This window comes from Burkholderia sp. KJ006, from assembly GCF_000262695.1.
Classification (GTDB): Bacteria; Pseudomonadota; Gammaproteobacteria; order Burkholderiales; family Burkholderiaceae; genus Burkholderia; species Burkholderia vietnamiensis.
In genome coordinates, this window is record NC_017921.1 from 451,891 (window position 1) to 470,962 (window position 19,072).

Annotated in this window: 18 protein-coding genes; 8 read left to right on the forward strand and 10 right to left on the reverse strand. The window is 68.0% G+C overall.

Annotated elements, in window-relative coordinates; translation table 11 throughout:
• Nucleotides 1-10: 10 nt before the first annotated feature.
• Both MYA_RS16120 and MYA_RS16125 read right to left on the reverse strand, forming a co-directional pair.
• Complete coding sequence (locus MYA_RS16120; protein ID WP_041494013.1) at nt 11-1,624, reverse strand: peptide ABC transporter substrate-binding protein; 1,614 nt, start codon at nt 1,622-1,624, stop codon at nt 11-13.
• 178 nt (nt 1,625-1,802) lie between these two features.
• A complete protein-coding gene (locus MYA_RS16125; RefSeq protein ID WP_011881052.1) occupies nt 1,803-2,384 on the reverse strand; it encodes a cupin domain-containing protein in 582 nt (193 codons plus the stop codon).
• A 500-nt stretch (nt 2,385-2,884) separates the two neighbouring features.
• On the opposite strand from MYA_RS16125, the gene MYA_RS16130 reads away from it, so the two are divergent.
• Nucleotides 2,885-4,405, forward strand: coding sequence for a peptide MFS transporter (locus MYA_RS16130; RefSeq protein ID WP_011881053.1), 1,521 nt, complete (start codon nt 2,885-2,887; stop codon nt 4,403-4,405).
• A 118-nt stretch (nt 4,406-4,523) separates the two neighbouring features.
• Entirely contained in the window at nt 4,524-4,742 is a 219-nt protein-coding gene (locus MYA_RS16135) for a hypothetical protein (RefSeq protein WP_014724180.1), read from the forward strand.
• A 72-nt stretch (nt 4,743-4,814) separates the two neighbouring features.
• On the opposite strand, the gene MYA_RS16140 is transcribed toward MYA_RS16135, so the two are convergent.
• The 3 genes from MYA_RS16140 to MYA_RS16150 form a co-directional block, all read right to left on the reverse strand.
• Nucleotides 4,815-5,939 carry an OpgC domain-containing protein gene (locus MYA_RS16140; RefSeq protein ID WP_014724181.1) on the reverse strand — a complete coding sequence of 375 codons (1,125 nt, stop codon included), beginning with the start codon at nt 5,937-5,939 and terminating at the stop codon, nt 4,815-4,817.
• Nucleotides 5,940-6,296: 357 nt separating this feature from the next.
• Complete coding sequence (gene rarD, locus MYA_RS16145; RefSeq protein ID WP_011881056.1) at nt 6,297-7,196, reverse strand: EamA family transporter RarD; 900 nt, start codon at nt 7,194-7,196, stop codon at nt 6,297-6,299.
• A 12-nt stretch (nt 7,197-7,208) separates the two neighbouring features.
• On the reverse strand, nt 7,209-7,505 hold the full coding sequence (locus MYA_RS16150) for an acylphosphatase (RefSeq protein ID WP_011881057.1): 297 nt from the start codon (nt 7,503-7,505) through the stop codon (nt 7,209-7,211).
• A gap of 190 nt (nt 7,506-7,695) precedes the next feature.
• Here MYA_RS16150 and hpnA point away from each other — a divergent pair, with 190 nt between their 5' ends.
• The gene (gene hpnA, locus MYA_RS16155) at nt 7,696-8,703 is read left to right on the forward strand and encodes a hopanoid-associated sugar epimerase (protein ID WP_014724183.1); all 1,008 of its coding nucleotides are present in this window, start codon (nt 7,696-7,698) and stop codon (nt 8,701-8,703) included.
• A gap of 108 nt (nt 8,704-8,811) precedes the next feature.
• Entirely contained in the window at nt 8,812-10,101 is a 1,290-nt protein-coding gene (locus MYA_RS16160; RefSeq protein WP_014724184.1) for a hypothetical protein, read from the forward strand.
• Between the two features lie 118 nt (nt 10,102-10,219).
• Here MYA_RS16160 and MYA_RS16165 read toward each other — a convergent pair whose 3' ends face one another.
• The gene (locus tag MYA_RS16165; protein WP_014724185.1) at nt 10,220-11,407 is read right to left on the reverse strand and encodes a glycosyltransferase; all 1,188 of its coding nucleotides are present in this window, start codon (nt 11,405-11,407) and stop codon (nt 10,220-10,222) included.
• Nucleotides 11,408-11,831: 424 nt separating this feature from the next.
• On the opposite strand from MYA_RS16165, the gene ispH reads away from it, so the two are divergent.
• Both ispH and hpnH read left to right on the forward strand, forming a co-directional pair.
• Complete coding sequence (gene ispH / locus MYA_RS16170) at nt 11,832-12,773, forward strand: 4-hydroxy-3-methylbut-2-enyl diphosphate reductase (RefSeq protein ID WP_011881061.1); 942 nt, start codon at nt 11,832-11,834, stop codon at nt 12,771-12,773.
• 12 nt (nt 12,774-12,785) lie between these two features.
• Nucleotides 12,786-13,946 (forward strand): adenosyl-hopene transferase HpnH, encoded by a 1,161-nt coding sequence (gene hpnH, locus MYA_RS16175; protein ID WP_011881062.1) that lies wholly within the window; start codon nt 12,786-12,788, stop codon nt 13,944-13,946.
• Nucleotides 13,947-14,168: 222 nt separating this feature from the next.
• Here hpnH and MYA_RS16180 read toward each other — a convergent pair whose 3' ends face one another.
• A complete protein-coding gene (locus tag MYA_RS16180) occupies nt 14,169-14,546 on the reverse strand; it encodes a hypothetical protein (RefSeq protein ID WP_011881063.1) in 378 nt (125 codons plus the stop codon).
• Between the two features lie 489 nt (nt 14,547-15,035).
• Here MYA_RS16180 and MYA_RS16185 point away from each other — a divergent pair, with 489 nt between their 5' ends.
• Together MYA_RS16185 and MYA_RS16190 are read left to right on the forward strand one after the other, a co-directional pair.
• Complete coding sequence (locus MYA_RS16185) at nt 15,036-15,389, forward strand: DOPA 4,5-dioxygenase family protein (RefSeq protein ID WP_014724186.1); 354 nt, start codon at nt 15,036-15,038, stop codon at nt 15,387-15,389.
• Nucleotides 15,390-15,482: 93 nt separating this feature from the next.
• Entirely contained in the window at nt 15,483-15,914 is a 432-nt protein-coding gene (locus tag MYA_RS16190) for a nuclear transport factor 2 family protein (RefSeq protein ID WP_011881065.1), read from the forward strand.
• 21 nt (nt 15,915-15,935) lie between these two features.
• Here the strand turns inward: MYA_RS16190 and trhA are convergent, their stop codons facing one another.
• The 3 genes from trhA to MYA_RS16205 all read right to left on the reverse strand — a co-directional run bounded on the left by trhA (nt 15,936) and on the right by MYA_RS16205 (nt 19,049).
• Complete coding sequence (gene trhA / locus MYA_RS16195) at nt 15,936-16,556, reverse strand: PAQR family membrane homeostasis protein TrhA (protein WP_011881066.1); 621 nt, start codon at nt 16,554-16,556, stop codon at nt 15,936-15,938.
• Between the two features lie 195 nt (nt 16,557-16,751).
• Nucleotides 16,752-16,958: a YbdD/YjiX family protein gene (locus MYA_RS16200; protein ID WP_011881067.1), complete on the reverse strand. Its 207-nt coding sequence runs from the start codon at nt 16,956-16,958 to the stop codon at nt 16,752-16,754.
• 12 nt (nt 16,959-16,970) lie between these two features.
• A complete protein-coding gene (locus MYA_RS16205; protein ID WP_011881068.1) occupies nt 16,971-19,049 on the reverse strand; it encodes a carbon starvation CstA family protein in 2,079 nt (692 codons plus the stop codon).
• Nucleotides 19,050-19,072: the final 23 nt, after the last annotated feature.

A 19,072-nucleotide genomic window follows, 5' to 3' on the forward strand; every position in this document is an offset into this window, starting at 1 on the left:
ATCGCTCCGCTCAGTGCTTGATCAGGTACATGTCCTGCGAAGCGCGCATGTCGATCACGTTCTTCAGCGAGTAGCCGCCCACGTACGACTTCACGAGCCGGTCGGCCGAGTACTGGAACAGCGGCACCATCGGCGTGTCGCTCAGCGCCAGGTCGTGCGCCTGCGTGAGCAGCGCGGTGCGCGCGGCGTCGTCGAGCTTCTGGTTGCCTTCGTCGACCAGCGCGTCCACCTGCTTGTTGCAGTAGCCGACGGTGTTCTGCGCGCTGCCGCAGCGGATCAGGTCGAAGAACGTCATCGCGTCGTTGTAGTCGGCGAACCAGCCGTCGCGCGCGATCTGCACCTTGCCGTCATGCCGTTGCTTCATCAGCACCTTGAACTCGACGTTCTCGAGCTTCGTGTTGATGCCGAGCTTCGTGCGCCATTCCGACGCGGCGAACAGCGCCACCTTCTTGTGCAGGTCGTTGGTGTTGTAGGTGAGCGTGAACGACAGCGGCTTCGCGTCGGAGTAGCCGGCCTGCTTCAGCAGGTCCTTGGCGGCCGCGACGCGCTTGGCCATCGGCCACGACGCCCAGTCCGGCGTATACGGGCGCACGCCCTTCGTGCCGTTCGGCATCAGCCCGTACATCGGCTTCTCGCCGGCCTGCGTGAGCTTCGACGTGAGCAGGTCGCGATCGATCACCATCGACAGCGCGAGGCGCACGCGCTTGTCCTTCAGCACCGCGTCGCTGTTGTTCAGGTAGTAGTAATACGTCGCCAGCTGCAGGCCCTGGCGCAGCTCGCCGCCGAACTGCTTGTTCACCTGCTGGAAGATGCCCGACGGAATCGAATAGCTGTAGTCGATCTGGCCGGCCTGATACATGCGCATCGCGGTCTCGTCGCTTTCGATCGGCAGGTAGGTGACCTTGTTGATCACGACCTTCGGCGCGTTCCAGTACTTCGCGTCCTTGGTGATCACGATGCGGTTGTTCGGCTGCCAGTCGACGAGCTGGTACGCGCCGTTGCTGACCAGGTTGCCCGGACGCGTCCACGCGTCGCCGAACTTCGCGACGGTGTCCTTGTTCACCGGCGCGAGCGGCGCCATCGCGGTCAGCTCGGGGAAGAACGCGACCGGCACGTCGGTCGTCACCTCGAGCGTGTACGGATCGGCCGCGCGCACGCCGAGCGTCGCCGGCGCGGCCTTGCCGCCGATGATGTCCTTCGCGTTCTTGATGAATTCGACCAGGATCGTGTACTTCGAGCCCGTCTTCGGATCGGCGAGCCGCTGCCACGAATAGACGAAATCCGCCGCCGTCACCGGCTGGCCGTTGCTCCACTTCGCGTCGTGACGCAGCTTGAACAGCCAGGTCTGCGGCGTCTTGCGCTCCCACGACTGCGCGACGCCCGGCACGACCTGGCCGGCGGCGTCGATGCGAGCCAGCCCTTCGAACAGGTCGAGCCCGATCGTGTTGCCGGTCCACGACTCGATGTGCGCCGGGTCGAGCGATTCGACTTCGGCGGGCACCTGGCGCGTCAGGTCCTGTTGAGGAGCGAGCGCGACGTTCGACGGAACGGTCACGGCGTGGGCGGCGGGCACCGTCAGGGCGAGCGCGGCCAGCACGGCCGATATGGCATGCAAGGATTTCATCGTGGCAGTCTTGAGAAAGTTGTTCGGCGAGCGTGGCGCGGCGGATGCCGCGGCTTACGCGTGAGACGCTGACGGGTGCAGCGATCGAGGAGGCCCGTGATTCCCGTTTTGCATTTCAGTATTCCTTAAGTTTCTTTCGACAGGCATCCCGTCGAAGCAACGAAGGAATACCTGTGCGTTAGAACAGCCGCGGCGTACCGACCCAGACCACCACCGACTCCACCTTCGCGGTGTTGACCCAGCTGTGCGGAACCGTCGACTGGTAGTGCGAACTGTCGCCGGCCTGCAGGACGAAGGTCTTGCCTTCCAGCGTCAGCGACACTTCCCCTTCAATCACATACAGGAATTCCTCTCCCGCATGCGTCGTCACTTCCGACCGTTTCTGCCCCGGCGGCATCCGCACGAGGATCGCCTCGAGCTGACGCCCTTCGGTCACGTTGGTCAGCCTCGCGAACAGGTTCGCCGAATCGGCGAATCCGAAGAAGCGCAACTGCTCGCCTCTGCACACCGAGCGCTCCTCGCTCGGCGTATCCACGAAGTACTGCACCGTCACGCCGAGCGCCTGCGCGATACCGGCCAGCGACGTCAGCGACGGCGACGCGAGCCCGCGTTCGACTTGAGACAGGAACGGCTTCGAAATCCCCGCGGCGGTAGCGGTGTCGTCGAGCGTGCGCTTGAGTCGTTGGCGCAACGCGCGAATCTTGCTGCCCAGCGCAGCGGGTGCGTCAACTGACCGCGGGTTTTCAGTGGGGGGAACCATAGCAGGCCGAAAAGTGGTCGTCAAAAATTGTTTGATGGAAAGTAACTAAGTTAGATCGATTTGGCTTAGTCTTCGGGTTCGCACGCGTCTTCGGTGTTGAGCCCGGTGCGCTAAACAGGGACCGAAGCGCGCGAAAACAACGCGCTATCTTGCCAGACTCGCCGGCTTCACAGGCAAGCTGCGAGCGGCTCTCCGGGAATTTGCGGAGAACGGGCGCAAGTCTTACAAGTAAATAATGAGACAAATCTTCCTGAAAGCTGCTGCCATATCGGGAGTTTCCCTGAGTGGCGCAGACCCGACGCACCGGACCGGCAAACGTTACAACGCGTGCGCCGGTCGAGGCCGCGCGCCGCCCGCCCGGGCGGCGTCCGGCCCCGGCCCGGGCTGACCCGCCCGGCTGCTTCATCGCCGCTGCACGGCCTACCCGGCCTCGTGCGGCGGCGCCAGTTCGACCCCAGCGACGCGCGATCCGCGTCGTCCGTATCAAAACGAGATTGATCATGCACGCACCTGTTTCACAGACCCGATCGTTCACGACGGTCTTTCTCATCGAAATGTGGGAGCGCTTCGGCTACTACGGGATGGCCGCGCTCCTGGTCCTCTTCATGGTCGACCGGCTCGGCTTCACCGACAGCCACGCGAACCTCACCTGGGGCGCGTTCACCGCGCTCGTCTATGCGTCGCCGTCGATCGGCGGCTGGATCGGCGACAAGGTGCTCGGCGCACGTCGCACGATGATCATCGGCGCGGCCGTGCTGTGCGCCGGCTACCTGATGCTCGCGATGCCGAACGACGCGCTCGCCTACATGTACGCGTCGCTCGGCGTGATCGTCGTCGGCAACGGGCTGTTCAAGGCGAACGCGGCGAACCTCGTGCGCCGCATCTACGAAGGCGACGACGCGCGCATCGACAGCGCGTTCACGATCTACTACATGGCCGTCAACATCGGTTCGACCGTGTCGATGCTCGCGACGCCGTGGATCAAGGATCACTGGGGCTGGCACACCGCATTCGCGGTCTGCGGCGCCGGCATGCTGCTCGCGATCCTGAACTTCATGCTGATGCACCGCACGCTCGCGCACGTCGGCTCGCAGCCCGACGACGCGCCGATCCGCTGGAAGCGCCTCGGCGCGGTGGCGGCCGGCGGCGTCGCGCTCGCGCTGCTCACGCTGTACGTGCTGCAGCACAAGCAGCTCGCGGTGGCGAGCGTGTGGGCGGCGGCGTTCGCGATCCTCGCGATCTTCGCGTACATGATCGCGAAGTCGGAGCGCTCCGAGCGCGCGGGGCTGATCGCCGCGCTCGTGCTGATCGGCCAGGTGATCCTGTTCTTCATCTTCTACGTGCAGATGTCGACGTCGCTGACGCTGTTCGCGCTGCGCAACGTCGATCCGCGTTTCATGCTGTTCGGCACGACGCTGTTCACGTGGAGCGCCGCGCAGTTCCAGGCGCTGAACCCGATCTGGATCATGCTGCTGAGCCCTGTGCTCGTGTGGATCTACAACGCGGTGTCGAAGCGCGGCGGCGACCTGCCGGTGGCGGCGAAGTACGCGCTCGGCTTCGGCGCGGTGGCCGCCGGCTATCTGGTGTTCACGATCAGCGGGCGCTACGCGGTGGACGGCCGCGTGTCGTCGTGGTTCATGGTGTGGGGCTACGGCCTCTACTCGCTCGGCGAACTGCTGGTGAGCGGCCTCGGCCTCGCGATGATCGCGCGCTACGTGCCGGCGCGCATGAGCGGCTTCATGATGGGCGCGTATTTCGTCGCGACGGGCGTGTCGCAGTATCTCGGCAGCGTCGTCGCGAACTTCGCGCAGATGCCGTCGCACGAGCTGCCGGCGACCGAATCGCTGCCGCTGTACCTGTCGCTGTTCGAGAAGCTCGGCTGGCTCGCCGCGATCGGCATGCTGCTCGCGCTGCTGCTGCTGCCGATGATGAACCGGCTGTCGCGTCAGCATCAGCGCTGCGCGGACGAACGCCGCGACGAACAGGACGCGCAGGCGCAGGCGATGGCGTCGGCGCAGTAAGTACTATCCCTCGGCGTGCGGCATGCGCGCCACATTCTCCCGCCGGCGCGGCCGGCACGTCCTACACTGGTTGCAACGGCGCGTCGGCTCACACGATGCGCACCGGCGGGAGAGGATCATGAAAGGCAAAACGACTCGGCTGTTGCGGATACTGTCGGACATCCGGCACGCGCAACGCTGCACCGCGCTGCGCGCCGCCCGGGCCGCAGCCGAAGCAGATGCGGTGCTGGCGCAGCAGGACGACCCGAAGTCCGAAGCGCGCGACGACGCCGCGCCTGAAGCCGAAACCGACGACACGCCCGCCGTGCCGCGCTCGCGCATCGGCTCCGCGCACTGACCGCATTCGGTGCGCTGCGCCGATTGCGCTCCCGCATTCACCGCAGCGCAGCGCCACACCCGATCGCGCACTCTACGCCACGGCCCCGCGCCGGCGCGCGAACCACGCCCCCGAACCGGCTACGGCCATCATCAGCCCCACCGCGCACGCGTCGGCCGCGAGGCCCACGCCGAGATGGCGCAGTTGCGCGCCGTTCGCGACCGGATGCAGCAGCGAATCGATGACGAGCGAAATGGCGGCGCCCGCGACGAAGCAGACGAGCCCGCGCCGGCCGACCGCCACTACCGGCCGCACCGCGCGCGCGAGCCGCTCGATCCAGCCGCGCCGCACGCAATCGGCCATCAGCCATGCGATCGCCGCGAAGCTGACGACGCGCGACAACGCGAGGTCGCGCTTGAGCAGCCCTTCCGGTGCGGGCAGCCCCGAGAACAGCTTGTAGCTCGCACAGCCGAGCACGATCGCGCACGCGACGCCGGTCGCCGCGGCGCCCCAGCGTCCGAGCGCGACGCGCCGGTAGAACGGCTGGCAGCGCGCGAGCACGCCGGCCACGAACATCAGCTGCCACGCGAACGGGTTGAAGCTCCAGCGAAACGAATCGGTATCCAGCAGTTCGGGGCCGAGCCAGCCGGCCGCGCCCCACGATGCGACGCTGAACGCGACCGTGAGCCACGGATGGCGGCGCGCGAACGGCACCAGCACCGGCGACGCGAGCGCGAACAGCACGTACATCGGCAGCACCGACGCGAGATACGGCTGGCGCTGGAAGGTGAGCAGCTCGGCCGCGCCGGTGAGCGGCGACGCGAGCATCACGCTGACGTCGTCGAGCGCGAGGTTCGGCGCGTCGATCCCGTAATGGTCGAGCACGGCCGAGACGATCAGCATCAGCGTCGAGGTCGCGAGAAACGCCCGGTAGATCTGCATCGCGCGGCGCACGAAGCGGCGCTGCGCGGCGCGCGGGCCGTGCCGGTCCGCAATCGCGCCGTACGCGCTCGCGGTCGCGAAACCGCCGAGGAACACGAACACTTCGGCCGCATCGCAGAGCGCGAACGCGTGGAGCGTGACGCGCGACAGGACGCTCGCGCCGATATGGTCGACGACGATCATCAGCAGCACGATGCCGCGGAAGAAGTCGACTTCGATCAGGCGGCCGCTGCGCGCCGGCAGCCCCGCGGACACGAGCGGCGCGCTCACCGACATGAGCACACCTGCGACGCGTAGGCGCGGCATGCGCCGGCAGAGGGAACGAGGCGGCTGGTGCGATCGGCGGCGCCGCGCGTATGCCCGCGGCGTGCCAGCCTGGCCGGCGAGGCAAGGAGATGACCGTTCATGGGAAAACCGCATACGAAGAGAAGACGGTGAACCCAGTCTAGTGGCCGTCGCGGGAATACCCTAAGTAACAAAATGCAACGGCATCTTCTGTTCGATTACAGCCGCGACGCAGGCGCTGCGAAGCTGGCGGAGCCGCCAGCTCGATGTCGGCGCGCTGTCAGCTCGCGGACGGCAACGGGCGTCGGAGCAGGTGCGGCGCACGACGCGGGCGCGCGCCGGACGACCTCAGCCGCGCATCGGCAGACGCCGCATCAGCATCGCGCTGTGCCATGCGGTCAGCGCGACGGCGGCCCAGATCGGCGCGTACGTCGCCAGTTGCGACGCGTTCAGCGTCTCGCCGAGCAGCAGCAGCGACACCGCGACGAGCAGCACGGGCTCGACGTAGCCGAGGATGCCGAACAGCGCCATCGGCAGCATCCGGCTCGCCTTCAGGTAGCTCGCCAGCGCGAGCGTGCTGAGCACGCCGAGCCCCGGCAGCAGCGCGGCCCACACCAGCGGATGACGGCCGACCGGCGTCGCGCTCGCCGACACCATCGCGAGCGCGACCGGGCACAGCAGCGCGATCTCGAGCGCGAACGCGGCGAGCGAATCGGCGTTGATCCGCCGGCGCAGCACGAAGTACGGCGGATAGCCGAGCGCCACGACGAGCGTCGGCCACGCGAATGCGCGCGTCGCCCACACTTCGTGCGCGACGCCGAGCGCCGCGCATGCGACGGCCGCCCATTGCAGCGGATCGAGCCGCTCGTGATAGTAGAAGCGGCCGACCAGCACCATCGTCAGCGGCAACAGGAAATAGCCGAGCGACACCTCGAGCATGCGGCCGTGCAACGGCGCCCACAGGAACAGCCACAGCTGCACGCCGAGCAGCGCGGCGCTGACCGGCAGCGCGATCAGCAGGCGCCAGTCGCGCACGCTGCGCCGCGCGAGCTCGACGAGCGCGGGCCAGCGGCCGCGCAGCGCGATCAGCGCGAGCGCACCGGGCGCGGTCCACAGGATCCGCCACGCGAAGATGTCGAGGCCGGTGAGCGGCGCCAGCAGTTTCGCGTAGACGGACATCAGCGCGAACAGCGTCGACGCCGTCACCGACAGCGCAATGCCGCGCCCGGCTTCCGGATACCCCGTCATGTCGGGTTCGCCTTACTGCTGCTGGAAGCGCTCGAAGCGCCGTTCGACGTGGCGCTCCTCGAACGTCACCTCGGTCACGCGCGCGGCCGGCGGCCCGTGGCGCAGCCAGGCGAGCATGCGGTCGATCTGCGCGCCGGGGCCCTGGATCATCGCCTCGACGCTGCCGTCCTCGAGATTCGCGACCCAGCCGCGCAGCTTCAGCGCATGCGCCTCGCGCACCGTCGCGTGACGGAAGCCGACGCCCTGCACGACGCCGCGCACCCGCACGTAGTAGGTCTCGATTCGTTCGTCCAGTTCATTTCGGCTCATCGCGGCGCGCTCCCTTGGTGCATTCAAGCCCGGCATTGTAGTCGCGTCGGGCGCTTCCCACACGCACGCGGCCGGGGTGCGCGGTGGGTGCGCGGTGCATGCGCGGCGGTCGCGTCGCCGCGCGCGCCGACCACGTACAATCTCGCCGACGCACAACCGCCGCGCGCTCGCGCGGCCCCGAAGGAAACGCATGACTGATACCTCCCGCGATCTCGTTCTCGTCACCGGCGCGTCCGGTTTCGTCGGCTCGGCCGTCGCGCGCATCGCGCAGCAGAAGGGCTATGCGGTGCGCGTGCTGGTGCGCCCGACCAGCCCGCGCACCAACGTCGCGAACCTCGACGCCGAAATCGTCACCGGCGACATGCGCGACGAGGCGTCGATGCGCGCCGCGCTGAGCGGCGTGCGCTACCTGCTGCACGTGGCGGCCGACTACCGGCTGTGGGCGCCCGACCCGCACGAGATCGAACGCGCGAACCTGGAAGGCGCCGTCGCGACGATGCGCGCGGCGCGCGCCGCCGGCGTGGAGCGCATCGTGTACACCAGCAGCGTCGCGACGCTGAAGGTCACGAGCGCCGGCGATCCGTCCGACGAGAACCGGCCGCTCACCGCCGAGCAGGCGATCGGCGTGTACAAGCGCAGCAAGGTGCTGGCCGAGCGCGCGGTCGAGCGGATGATCGCCGACGAAGGGTTGCCGGCCGTGATCGTGAACCCGTCGACGCCGATCGGCCCGCGCGACGTGAAGCCCACGCCGACCGGCCGCATCATCGTCGAAGCGGCGCTCGGCAAGATTCCGGCGTTCGTCGATACGGGCCTGAACCTGGTGCACGTCGACGACGTCGCGCACGGCCACTTCCTCGCGCTCGAGCGCGGCCGGATCGGCGAGCGCTACATCCTCGGCGGCGAGAACCTGCCGCTGCAGCAGATGCTCGCCGACATCGCCGGGATGACCGGCCACAAGGCGCCGACGATCGCGCTGCCGCGCTGGCCGCTGTACCCGCTCGCGCTCGGCGCGGAGGCCGTCGCGAAGTTCACGAAGAAGGAGCCTTTCGTGACCGTCGACGGGCTGCGGATGTCGAAGAACAAGATGTACTTCACGTCGGCGAAGGCCGAGCGCGAGCTGGGCTACCGCGCGCGGCCGTACCGCGAAGGGCTGCGCGACGCGCTCGACTGGTTCGGCTCGGCCGGCTATCTGAAGTAGCACAAAGCGGCGCGCAACACGCCGCTTTGCGCACTTTGTTACACGCCACCGGCGGACCGGCACCGGCGCAGCGGTTAAAATCGCGGGTCTTACGCAGAGAAGACACGCATGAACCTGAACGATCAGATCGATTCGCTGAACGCCGGCGTCGATCGGCTCCTCCACGATCACCACGCCGCGCAGCAGGCGGCACGCAGCGCCGAAGCGTTCGCGCGCGCCGCGGCGGCCGAGGCGCAGGCCGCGGCCGCACGTCACGCCGCCGCGGAAGCGGAAGCCCAGGCCGCCGCGCAGCGCCACACGACGGCCGCCGCCGATGCGCAAGCCGCACAGCAGCGCCACGCGGCCGCCACCGAAGCGGCGGAAGCCGCCGCCGTGCGTCACACCGAAGCCGCCGCGCAAGCCGACGCGGCGGTCCAGCGGCACGCCGAAGCCACCGCGCTGACCGAAGCGCTCGCCCAGCGCCACGCGGACGCCGAAGCCGCGTCGCAACGCCATGCCGCCGCGATCGCCGAAGCCGAGGCGGCCGCGCAACGTCACCACGCAGCCGCGACCGAAGCCGACGCGGCCGCCCAGCGCCACGCGCTCGCCGCCGCGGAGGCCGAAGCCGCCGCGAAGCGCCATGCGGACGCGACCGCCGAAGCCGAAGCGGCGACGCAGCGTCACGCGGCCGCGATCGCCGAGGCCGAGGCGCTCGCGCGACGTCATACCGAGGCGATCGCGCAAGCGGAAGCCGCCGCCCGGCACCACACCGAGGCAGCCGCGCAGGCCGACGCGATCACGCAGCGTCACACCGAAGCCATCGCGCAAGCCGAAGCCACCGCGCAACGCCACGCGGATGCGATTGCGGAAGCCGAAGCGGTCAAGCAGCGCCACGCCGACGCGATCGCGCAGGCCGAAGCGGCCGCCGAGCGGCACGCGAAGGCGGTGGCCGAGGCCGAAGCGCTGGTCGAAGCCGTCGTGAAGGACGCCGCGACGGCGGCAGCGACGGCAGCGGCAACCGAGCCGGCCGCGCAGCCCGATGCCGCCGAAGCGGTCGGCGAGCCGGCCGCCGATGCAGCAAACCCTCCTGCGGACAAGGCGACGCTGCACGTCGCGCGCCCGTCGCAGAACGAGCTGACGTTGACCGTCAACGGCCAGTCGATCACGCTGCACCCGGAGCAGGTCGGCCAGCTGATCGAGGAGCTGGCGCACGCGCGTGCGTCGATGCAGCCGGAACCGCCGGCGGGCATCCCGGCCGGCTGGCGCTTCGTGACGACCAAGAATCCGATGATGGTCGTGCAGAAGCAGTCGAACGGCGACCGCCTGCTGGTCACGCGCCACACCGGCTACGGCTGGGTGCCGTTCACGTTCTCGCCGGACGTCGTGATCCAGATGTACATGCTGCTGACCCAGCGGTAAGCGGGCGCGGCCGCGCCAAATCCCTTCGCGCCAAACGACAAAGCCCGATCGGCTGCACGCCGATCGGGCTTTTTGCTGTGCGACGAACCGGCGACCGGCCGGCGTGCGCGGGCGCCGTTCAGCGCTCCACCGGCGCCTGCACGCGCGCCTTCCACTGCCCGCCCTTGCCGCGCCAGTAACGCCATGCGGATGCGAACGTCGCACCGACGTAGAACAGCGCGACCAGCGGCAGCGCGGGCGCCCACAGCGGCGAGCGCCGGTAGTAGCGCAGCATCGGCGCATACGCGGTGCACATCGACGCCCACGCGAGCCATGCCGGCCACGCGCGCGCACCGTATGCGAGCGCGACCACGGGCGGCACGAGGTAGATGATCGTCATCCCGAGCAGCGTGCCCGCGAGCAGCAGCGGCGAATAGTGGAGCTGCGTGAACGCCGTGCGCGCGATCATGTTCCAGATGTCGCGCCAGCTGTCGTACGGGCGCAGCGACACGCTGCGCTCGGCCAGATCGAGCCGGATCAGATGCCGGCCGCTGCCGCGATGCTTGATCTGCGCGGCGAGGCTGCAGTCGTCGATCAGCGCGCCGCGGATCGATTCGATGCCGCCCGCCTCCTCCAGCGCGCTGCGCTTGACCAGCATGCAGCCGCCCGCGGCACCGGCCGTCCGGTTGCGCGGATCGTTGATCCACGAGAACGGATAGAGCTTCGCGAAGAAGAACACGAACGCCGGGATCAGCGCCTTCTCCCAGAACGAATCGCAACGCAGCCGCACCATCAGCGACACCAGATCGCGCTGCTCGGCCTGCGCACGCGTGACGAGCTGCGCGACCGCGTCGCGCGGATGGCCGATGTCGGCGTCCGTCAGCAGCAGATAGTCGGCCGGCAGGCCCAGCGTGCGCACCGCGGCGATGCCCTGCGACTGCGCCCAAACCTTGCCCGACCAGCCGGACGGCAGCGGCTTGGCGCTCAACACCGTCAAGCGCTCCGCGCGGTTGATCGCCGGCGCGGCGGCGCGGGCGGCGTCGGCGGTGCCGTCGTCGCTGTGGTCGTCGACGATGATCAGATGGAACTCGCCCGGGTAATCCTGCTCGAGCAGCGACGTCGCCGCCTGCGCGATCACGTCGGCCTCGTTGCGCGCCGGCACCACCGCGACGACGGCCGGCCAGCCGGCGGCCGCGGCCGCGCCGCGCGCCTCGGGCGGCAGCACCCGCGCGGGCCGCGCGCGCCAGAAGCCGCCGCGCGCGACCAGCAGCACGAGCCAGATCACCAGCGACAGCGCGGACACCAGAAAGGCAATTGCAAGCATCATCGGCGGGCCTCCTGCGGCAGGCCCGGGCGGCGGGCCGCCATGCCGGCCCGACCGGGCGCAGCCGGGGCGGGATTTGAACGACCCATGACCGCACCGGCGGCAGGGCAATATGCAAGAGAATCGACGGTCATCGAATGGCCTTGAAATGAGCGCGACGGCGGGCTGCCCGACAGGCCGCCCGCGAAACCGCGCAGTTTACCGGGTTCCGCGCGCGCGAGTGCCGACGCGGCTTCGCGGCCGATGCAACACGGCCGACACGGCACCAGAGCAAGGACGGCGCGATAGGGTTAAAATGCGCGATTAATTCGGGGTTCCGGGGCCTGGCCTGGCCGGTTCGTTTCCTGCCTTCATAACATCAAGCCGGGGCGAGCGAGCTGTGCCAGCTCCTCGAACCCCGGCGTCTGTCGTCGGAGTTCGCTCACTTATGCGAGTCATCCTTGCCCAGCCCCGCGGCTTTTGCGCGGGGGTTGTCCGTGCGATCGAGATCGTCGATCGCGCGCTGCAACAGCACGGCGCGCCGGTCTATGTGCGTCACGAGATCGTGCATAACCGGCATGTCGTCGAAAATCTGCGTAATAAAGGGGCACGGTTCGTTGAGGAACTCGACGAGGTGCCGCACGGCGCTGTGGCGATCTTCAGCGCGCATGGTGTCGCCCAGACCGTCGAACGCGACGCGGAAACGCGCGGCCTCGACGTGCTCGACGCCACCTGCCCGCTCGTCACGAAGGTGCACGTGCAGGGCCGCCAGTACGTCGCGGCGGGCCGTCGTCTGATCCTGATCGGCCATGCGGGCCATCCGGAAGTCGAAGGCACGATCGGCCAGATCCCGGCCGAAGTGGTGCTCGTGCAGAGCGAGGCCGAAGTCGATACGCTGACGCTGCCGGTCGATACGCCGGTCGCGTACGTGACGCAGACCACTCTGTCGGTCGACGACACGCGCGGCATCATCGAAGCGCTGCAGCGCCGGTTCACCGACATCGTCGGCCCGGACACGCGCGACATCTGCTACGCGACGCAGAACCGCCAGGCCGCCGTGCGCGAGTTGAGCACCCAGGTCGACGTGCTGCTGGTGGTCGGGGCGACGAACAGTTCGAACTCGAACCGGCTGCGCGAGATCGGCACCGAAAGCGGCGTGCCGAGCTACCTGGTCGCCGACGGCTCGGAAGTGAAGGCCGAATGGTTCGCGGGCGTGCAGACGGTCGGCCTGACGGCCGGCGCCTCGGCGCCCGAAGAGATGGTCGAGGATGTGATCGGCGCGCTGCGCGCGCTGGGGCCCGTCGATGTCACGACGATGGCGGGCCGTGAAGAAAAAGTCGAGTTCAAGTTGCCGGCGAAGCTCATGCAAGCTGTCGCCCGCGAAGTTTAAGGAGGACAACTCTTGTCTATTCCGCTGCTCCAGCAAGTCCGCGTCGGCGCATACATCATGCGCCAACACCTGTCCGGCAACAAACGCTACCCGCTCGCGCTGATGCTCGAGCCGCTGTTCCGCTGCAACCTCGCCTGTAACGGCTGCGGCAAGATCGACTATCCGGACCCGATCCTGAACCAGCGTCTGTCGGTCGAGGAATGCCTGCACGCCGTCGACGAATGCGGCGCGCCGATCGTGTCGATCGCCGGCGGCGAGCCGCTGCTCCACAAGGAGATGCCGGAAATCGTCAAGGGCATCATGAAGCGCAAGAAATTCGTGTACCTGTGCACGAACGCGCTCCTGATGGAAAAGAAGATGGACGACTACCAGCCGAATCCGTACTTCGTCTGGTCGGTCCACCTCGACGGCGACAAGGAGATGCACGACCATTCCGTGTCGCAGGACGGCGTGTACGAGAAGGCGGTCGCGGCGATCAAGGAAGCGAAGCGCCGCGGCTTCCGCGTGAACATCAACTGCACGCTGTTCAACGATGCGATCCCCGAGCGCGTCGCGAAGTTCTTCGATACGCTGGGGCCGATCGGCGTCGACGGCATCACCGTGTCGCCGGGCTACGCATACGAGCGCGCGCCGGATCAGCAGCACTTCCTGAACCGCGACAAGACGAAGAACCTGTTCCGCGAAATCCTGAAGCGCGGCGAAGGCGGCAAGCGCTGGTCGTTCAGCCAGTCGTCGCTGTTCCTCGACTTCCTGGCCGGCAACCAGACGTACAAGTGCACGCCGTGGGGCAACCCGGCGCGTACCGTGTTCGGCTGGCAGAAGCCGTGCTATCTGGTCGGCGAAGGTTACGTGAAGACCTTCAAGGAACTGATGGAAGACACCAACTGGGACAACTACGGCGTCGGCAACTACGAGAAGTGCGCGGACTGCATGGTCCACTGCGGCTTCGAAGCGACCGCCGTGATGGACACGATCGCGCATCCGCTGAAGGCGCTGCGCGTCAGCCAGAAGGGCATCAAGACGGACGGCCCGTTCGCGCCGGACATCTCGATCGCGAAGCAGCGCCCGGCCGAGTACGTGTTCTCGCGCCACGTCGAGATCAAGCTCGAGGAAATCCAGCGCGCCGGCAAGGGTAAGCTGCAGAAGCCGGCGAAGCCGGCAACGGCGGCCTGACGAGCGGCTCGCAACGACGCGGGCCCGGCCCGCATCGCCCGCACGACGAGGGCGCCCCGGATTGCTCCGGGGCGCCCTCGTTTTTTTGCATGCTCGCTGCGGCGACACGCCGCTGCGGCACATCACGCTGGCGGCAGCGCCGGCCCGTGCGCCGCGGCGCACGGCGGGCCACTGAATGGCGGTGGGTGCTGAGCGCTCGCCGCACACCGCGCACCGCGCGCGTCAGAACGTGTTCTCGCCCTTCAGGTAGTACGCGGTCTTCACGAAGAACGCCTGCACCGGATGGCCGCTGCGCGCGGCGCTGGCGGCGCGCGCTTCCATCGCCATCTTCTCTTCGCGCGAGCGGTCGGGCACCGGGTTCTTCACGCGTTCGAGCGCGCGCTGCATCGCCTGCGGATAGTTCTGGTTGCCGGCCATCGTTGCCGAAAAGCCAGCGCGCGCCATCTGCTGCAATTGCACGTCGGTCTCGGCACGCGCCGCAGACCACGTCAGCGGCACGACGTTCGGCTGCCACGCGGTGTTGACGGATTGAGCAAAGCTCGCGGCCGGCACCGCGGCAAGCGTGACGGACAGAGCAGCAAGGGAAACGAGGGATCGCATATTGGCCTCCAGATGGTTGCGTACGCATCGATCATCGGTGTCGATGCGGCCCGATAATCGTATTGCGCACGGCCGTGCGCTTGAATAGCCGATTTCGCAATGGACATTTTCGGCGGCGAAATCGAAGCGCGCGCCACGCCGCTTACCGCTGCCGCCCGGCCCTCATTTCCTTAATGCGTTCAATGACATGATCGCGTCTTCGCGGAACTGCGAACCGGCGCGCAGAGCGCTCTTGCAGTTTCCGAAACGATCTATTGCGGTGGAGATTGCCTCCGCCGGTGGGCCGGTGCGGTATGCGGCGGCGCGATGCCGGATGCACCGGCACGCCCGCGCAACGCCTCAGCGAGCGAACGCGCCGCGTCTGATGCGCGACAATCTTCCGGGCCGAATCGGCGCGCGGTGACGATACCCGCGCGTCGAGGTCGCGCGATAATTGCGCACCGGTCGCATCCCGCAACCTCTGCGCGCATTCATTTCCCGAGCACTACCATGGCCATCATCGACCCCGCCGCCATCGTCAGCTGGCATGCCCACGTCTACTTCGACGCCGCGAACCGCGACGCCGCGTGGGCGCTGCGCGCCGTCATCGACGAGCGGTTCGGCGCGAGCGTCGAGCTCGGCCGCTTTCATGAACGTCTCGTCGGCCCGCATCCCGCGTGGTCGTACCAGATCGCGTTCGGTGCCGCGCGCTTCGACGAGGTCGTGCCGTGGCTCGTGCTCAATCACGGCAAGCTCGACATCCTGCTACACCCGAACACCGACGACGAACTGCGCGACCATCGCGACAGCGCGGTGTGGATCGGCCACTCGCATTCGCTGAACCTCGAAGCGCTGGCCGGCTGAGCGCGGCGCATCGACGTTTCGGCTCGCGGTGAAACATCCGGCGGCGGCGGATCGGTACAGTCGCGTCGTTATCCACACCTGAAGCAGCCCGCGATGACCGATACCGATACCCACGCGCAGCGCATCCATCACGACTGGCACGCCGCCGTCGTCGCGCGCGACCTCGACGCGCTGATGGCGCTGTATGCGCCCGACGCGATACTCGAAACGCCGCTGATCGTCGTCACGCTGCCCGAGCACGGGTCAGGCGTGCTCCACGGCAAGACGGCGATCGCCGCATTCTTCGCGGCCGGCCTGCGCGATCCGCGAAGCCGGCTTGGACGCTGGTACCGCACGGGCCAGTTCTTTTCGAACGGACGCCAACTGATCTGGGAATATCCGCGCGCCACGCCGGACGGCGATCAGGTCGATCTCGTCGAAGTGATGGACCTGCGCGACGAGCTGATCGCGCATCATCGCGTCTACTGGGGCTGGGCCGGGTTCAACGCGCTGCGCAGCGCGGCGCCGGCGGACGGGCGCGCGTGACGCACGCCGTCCCGGTCGCGCTCACGCGACATACATCGCGACGCTGACGAACTGGCACAGGCTGCCGGCCAGCACGAACAGATGCCAGATGCCGTGCCCGTGACGAATGCGCTCGTCGTTGATGAAGAAGTAGATGCCCACGCTGTAGATGATGCCGCCGGCCACGAGCCACACGGTGCCCACCGGCGGCAGCGCATGCACGAGCGGACGGATCGCGACGAGCGCGAGCCAGCCCATCAGCACGTACAGCACCATCGAGACGATGCGCGTGCGCCGCCCCAGCGTCAGTTCCTGCGCGATGCCGAAGGCGGCGAGCCCCCAGCTCACGCCGAACAGCGACCAGCCCCACGGGCCGCGCAGCGTGACGAGCGTGAACGGCGTGTAGCTGCCCGCGATCAGCAGGTAGATGGCCGCGTGATCGCACTTCTGCAGGATCGCCTTGAGCCGCGGCTTGCGTACGCTGTGGTACAGCGTCGAAATCGCGTAGAGCAGGATCAGCATCGCGCCGTACACGCTGAAGCTCACGATCTTGTACGGGTCGTGGTCGAGCGCGCCCATCGTCACCAGTGCGACGAGCCCTGCGATCGACAGCACCGCGCCGACGAGATGGGAAATACTGTTGAAACGCTCACCGGCATGCACGACGGATTCTCCTGCGCGGATTCATCGGAAAAGGCGGAGCCCTATGATACCGGCCGGCTGCACGCGCGACGCCGAACGCGGTCAAACGACGCGGTACGCGCGCGCCGTCCGCACAAAGAAAAAGCGCCGCGAATCGCTTCGCGGCGCTTTCGGATCCGTCGACGGACCGCTACCGGCCGGCTGCGCCGGCCCGGTTCAGCAACACTTCCCTGCCCCGGACCCGTATCGCGCGTTCTGACGCTCGCGGAAGAATTCCTCGTAGGTCATCGGCTCGCGGTCCGGATGGGTGTCGCGCATGTGCGCGACGTAGGTGTCGTAGTCGGGCAGCCCGACCATCAGCCGCAACGCCTGCCCGAGGTAACGGCCCGCGCTGCGCAGGTCGCTGCCGAGATCGGTGAACATCGCGGCCTCCCGTCAGCGTCCGCTGCCGAGCGCCTGCGCGGCCGGCATCGGCTCGTACGGCGTCTCGCGCACGCTCGGCTTCGCCTCGCGGCGCGCGCGCAGCACGGCGAGCAGCCCGTACACCGCGATCGCCACGACGACGAAGATGAACAGCCCGGCCAGCGCCGCATCGACGTAGTCGTTGAAGATGATCCGCTTCATCTGCGCGAGCGACTTCGCCGGCGCGAGCACCTTGCCCTGGTCCACCGACGCCTGCAGCTTGGCCGCATGCGCGAGGAAGCTGACCTTCGGGTTCGCGTCGAAGATCTTCTGCCAGCCGGCCGTGAGCGTGCAGATCAGCAGCCATGCGGTCGGCACGATCGTCACCCATGCGTAGCGCTCACGCTTCATCTTGAACAGCACGACGGTGCCGAGCACCAGCGCGATCGCGGCGAGCATCTGGTTCGAGATGCCGAACAGCGGCCACAGCGTGTTGATGCCGCCGAGCGGATCGACCACGCCCTGATACAGGAAGTAGCCCCACGCGGCCACGCACAGCGCGGTGGCGACCAGGTTCGCCGGCAGCGATTCCGTGCGCTTGAGCGCCGGGTGGAACGTGCCGAGCAGATCCTGCAGCATGAAGCGGCCGGCGCGCGTGCCTGCATCGACGGCCGTCAGGATGAACAGCGCCTCGAACAGGATCGCGAAGTGATACCAGAACGCCATCATCGCTTCGCCGCCGATCACCTGATGCAGGATGTGCGCCATGCCGACGGCCAGCGTCGGTGCGCCGCCCGCGCGGGCGATGATCGTCGTTTCGCCGACGGCCTTCGCCGTCTGCGTGAGCATGTCAGGCGTCAGCACGAAGCCCCATTGCGTGACGGTGTTGGCAACCGCTTCCGGCGTCGAGCCGAGCACGGCCGCCGGCGCGTTCATCGCGAAGTAGACGCCCGGCTCGATCACGCATGCGGCGACCAGCGCCATGATCGCGACGAACGATTCCATCAGCATCGCGCCATAGCCGATGAAGCGCGCGTTGGTTTCGTTGTCGATCAGCTTCGGCGTCGTGCCCGATGAGATCAGCGCGTGGAAGCCCGACACCGCGCCGCACGCGATCGTGATGAACAGGAACGGGAACAGGTTGCCCGACCAGACGGGGCCGGTGCCGTCGACGAACTTCGTCAGCGCGGGCATCTTCAGTTCCGGCGCGACGACCAGAATGCCGATCGCGAGGCCGAGGATCGTGCCGATCTTCAGGAACGTCGACAGGTAGTCGCGCGGCGCGAGCAGCAGCCACACCGGCAGCACCGACGCGATGAAGCCGTAGCCGATCAGGATCCAGGTGAGCTGCGTGCCGCTGAACGTGAACCATGCGGCGAGCGTCGGCGAATCGTGCACGGCCTGACCGAACGCGATCGACGCCATCAGCAGCACGAAGCCGATGATCGACACTTCGCCGATGCGGCCCGGGCGGATGTAGCGCGTGTAGATGCCCATGAACAGCGCGATCGGAATCGTCGCGGCGACGGTGAACGTGCCCCACGGCGAATTCGTCAGCGCCTTCACGACGATCAGCGCGAGCACCGCGAGGATGATCACCATGATCAGGAACGCGCCGAACAGCGCGATCACGCCGGGCACCGTGCCGAGCTCCATCTTGACGAGGTCGCCGAGCGAGCGGCCGTCGCGACGCGTCGAGATGAACAGCACGATGAAGTCCTGCACCGCGCCGGCGAACACGACGCCGCCCAGGATCCACAGCATCCCCGGCGTGTAGCCCATCTGCGCGGCGAGCACCGGGCCGACGAGCGGCCCGGCGCCGGCGATCGCGGCGAAGTGATGGCCGAACAGCACGTATTTGTTGGTCGGTACGTAGTCGAGGCCGTCGTTGTATTTGACGGCCGGCGTCATCCGCAGCCCGTCGAGCTGCATCACCTTGCTGGCGATGAAACGGCTGTAGAAGCGATATGCGATCAGATAGACACAGACTGCTGCGATCACGATCCACAGCGCGCTGACGCGTTCGCCGTGCGCAAGTGCGATCGTGCCGAACGCGAAGGCGCCGAGCAGCGCGACCGCGGTCCATAGCAAGGTACTGGAAGCCCGATTCATGGCGGTTCCTCGTCTCCTATGTG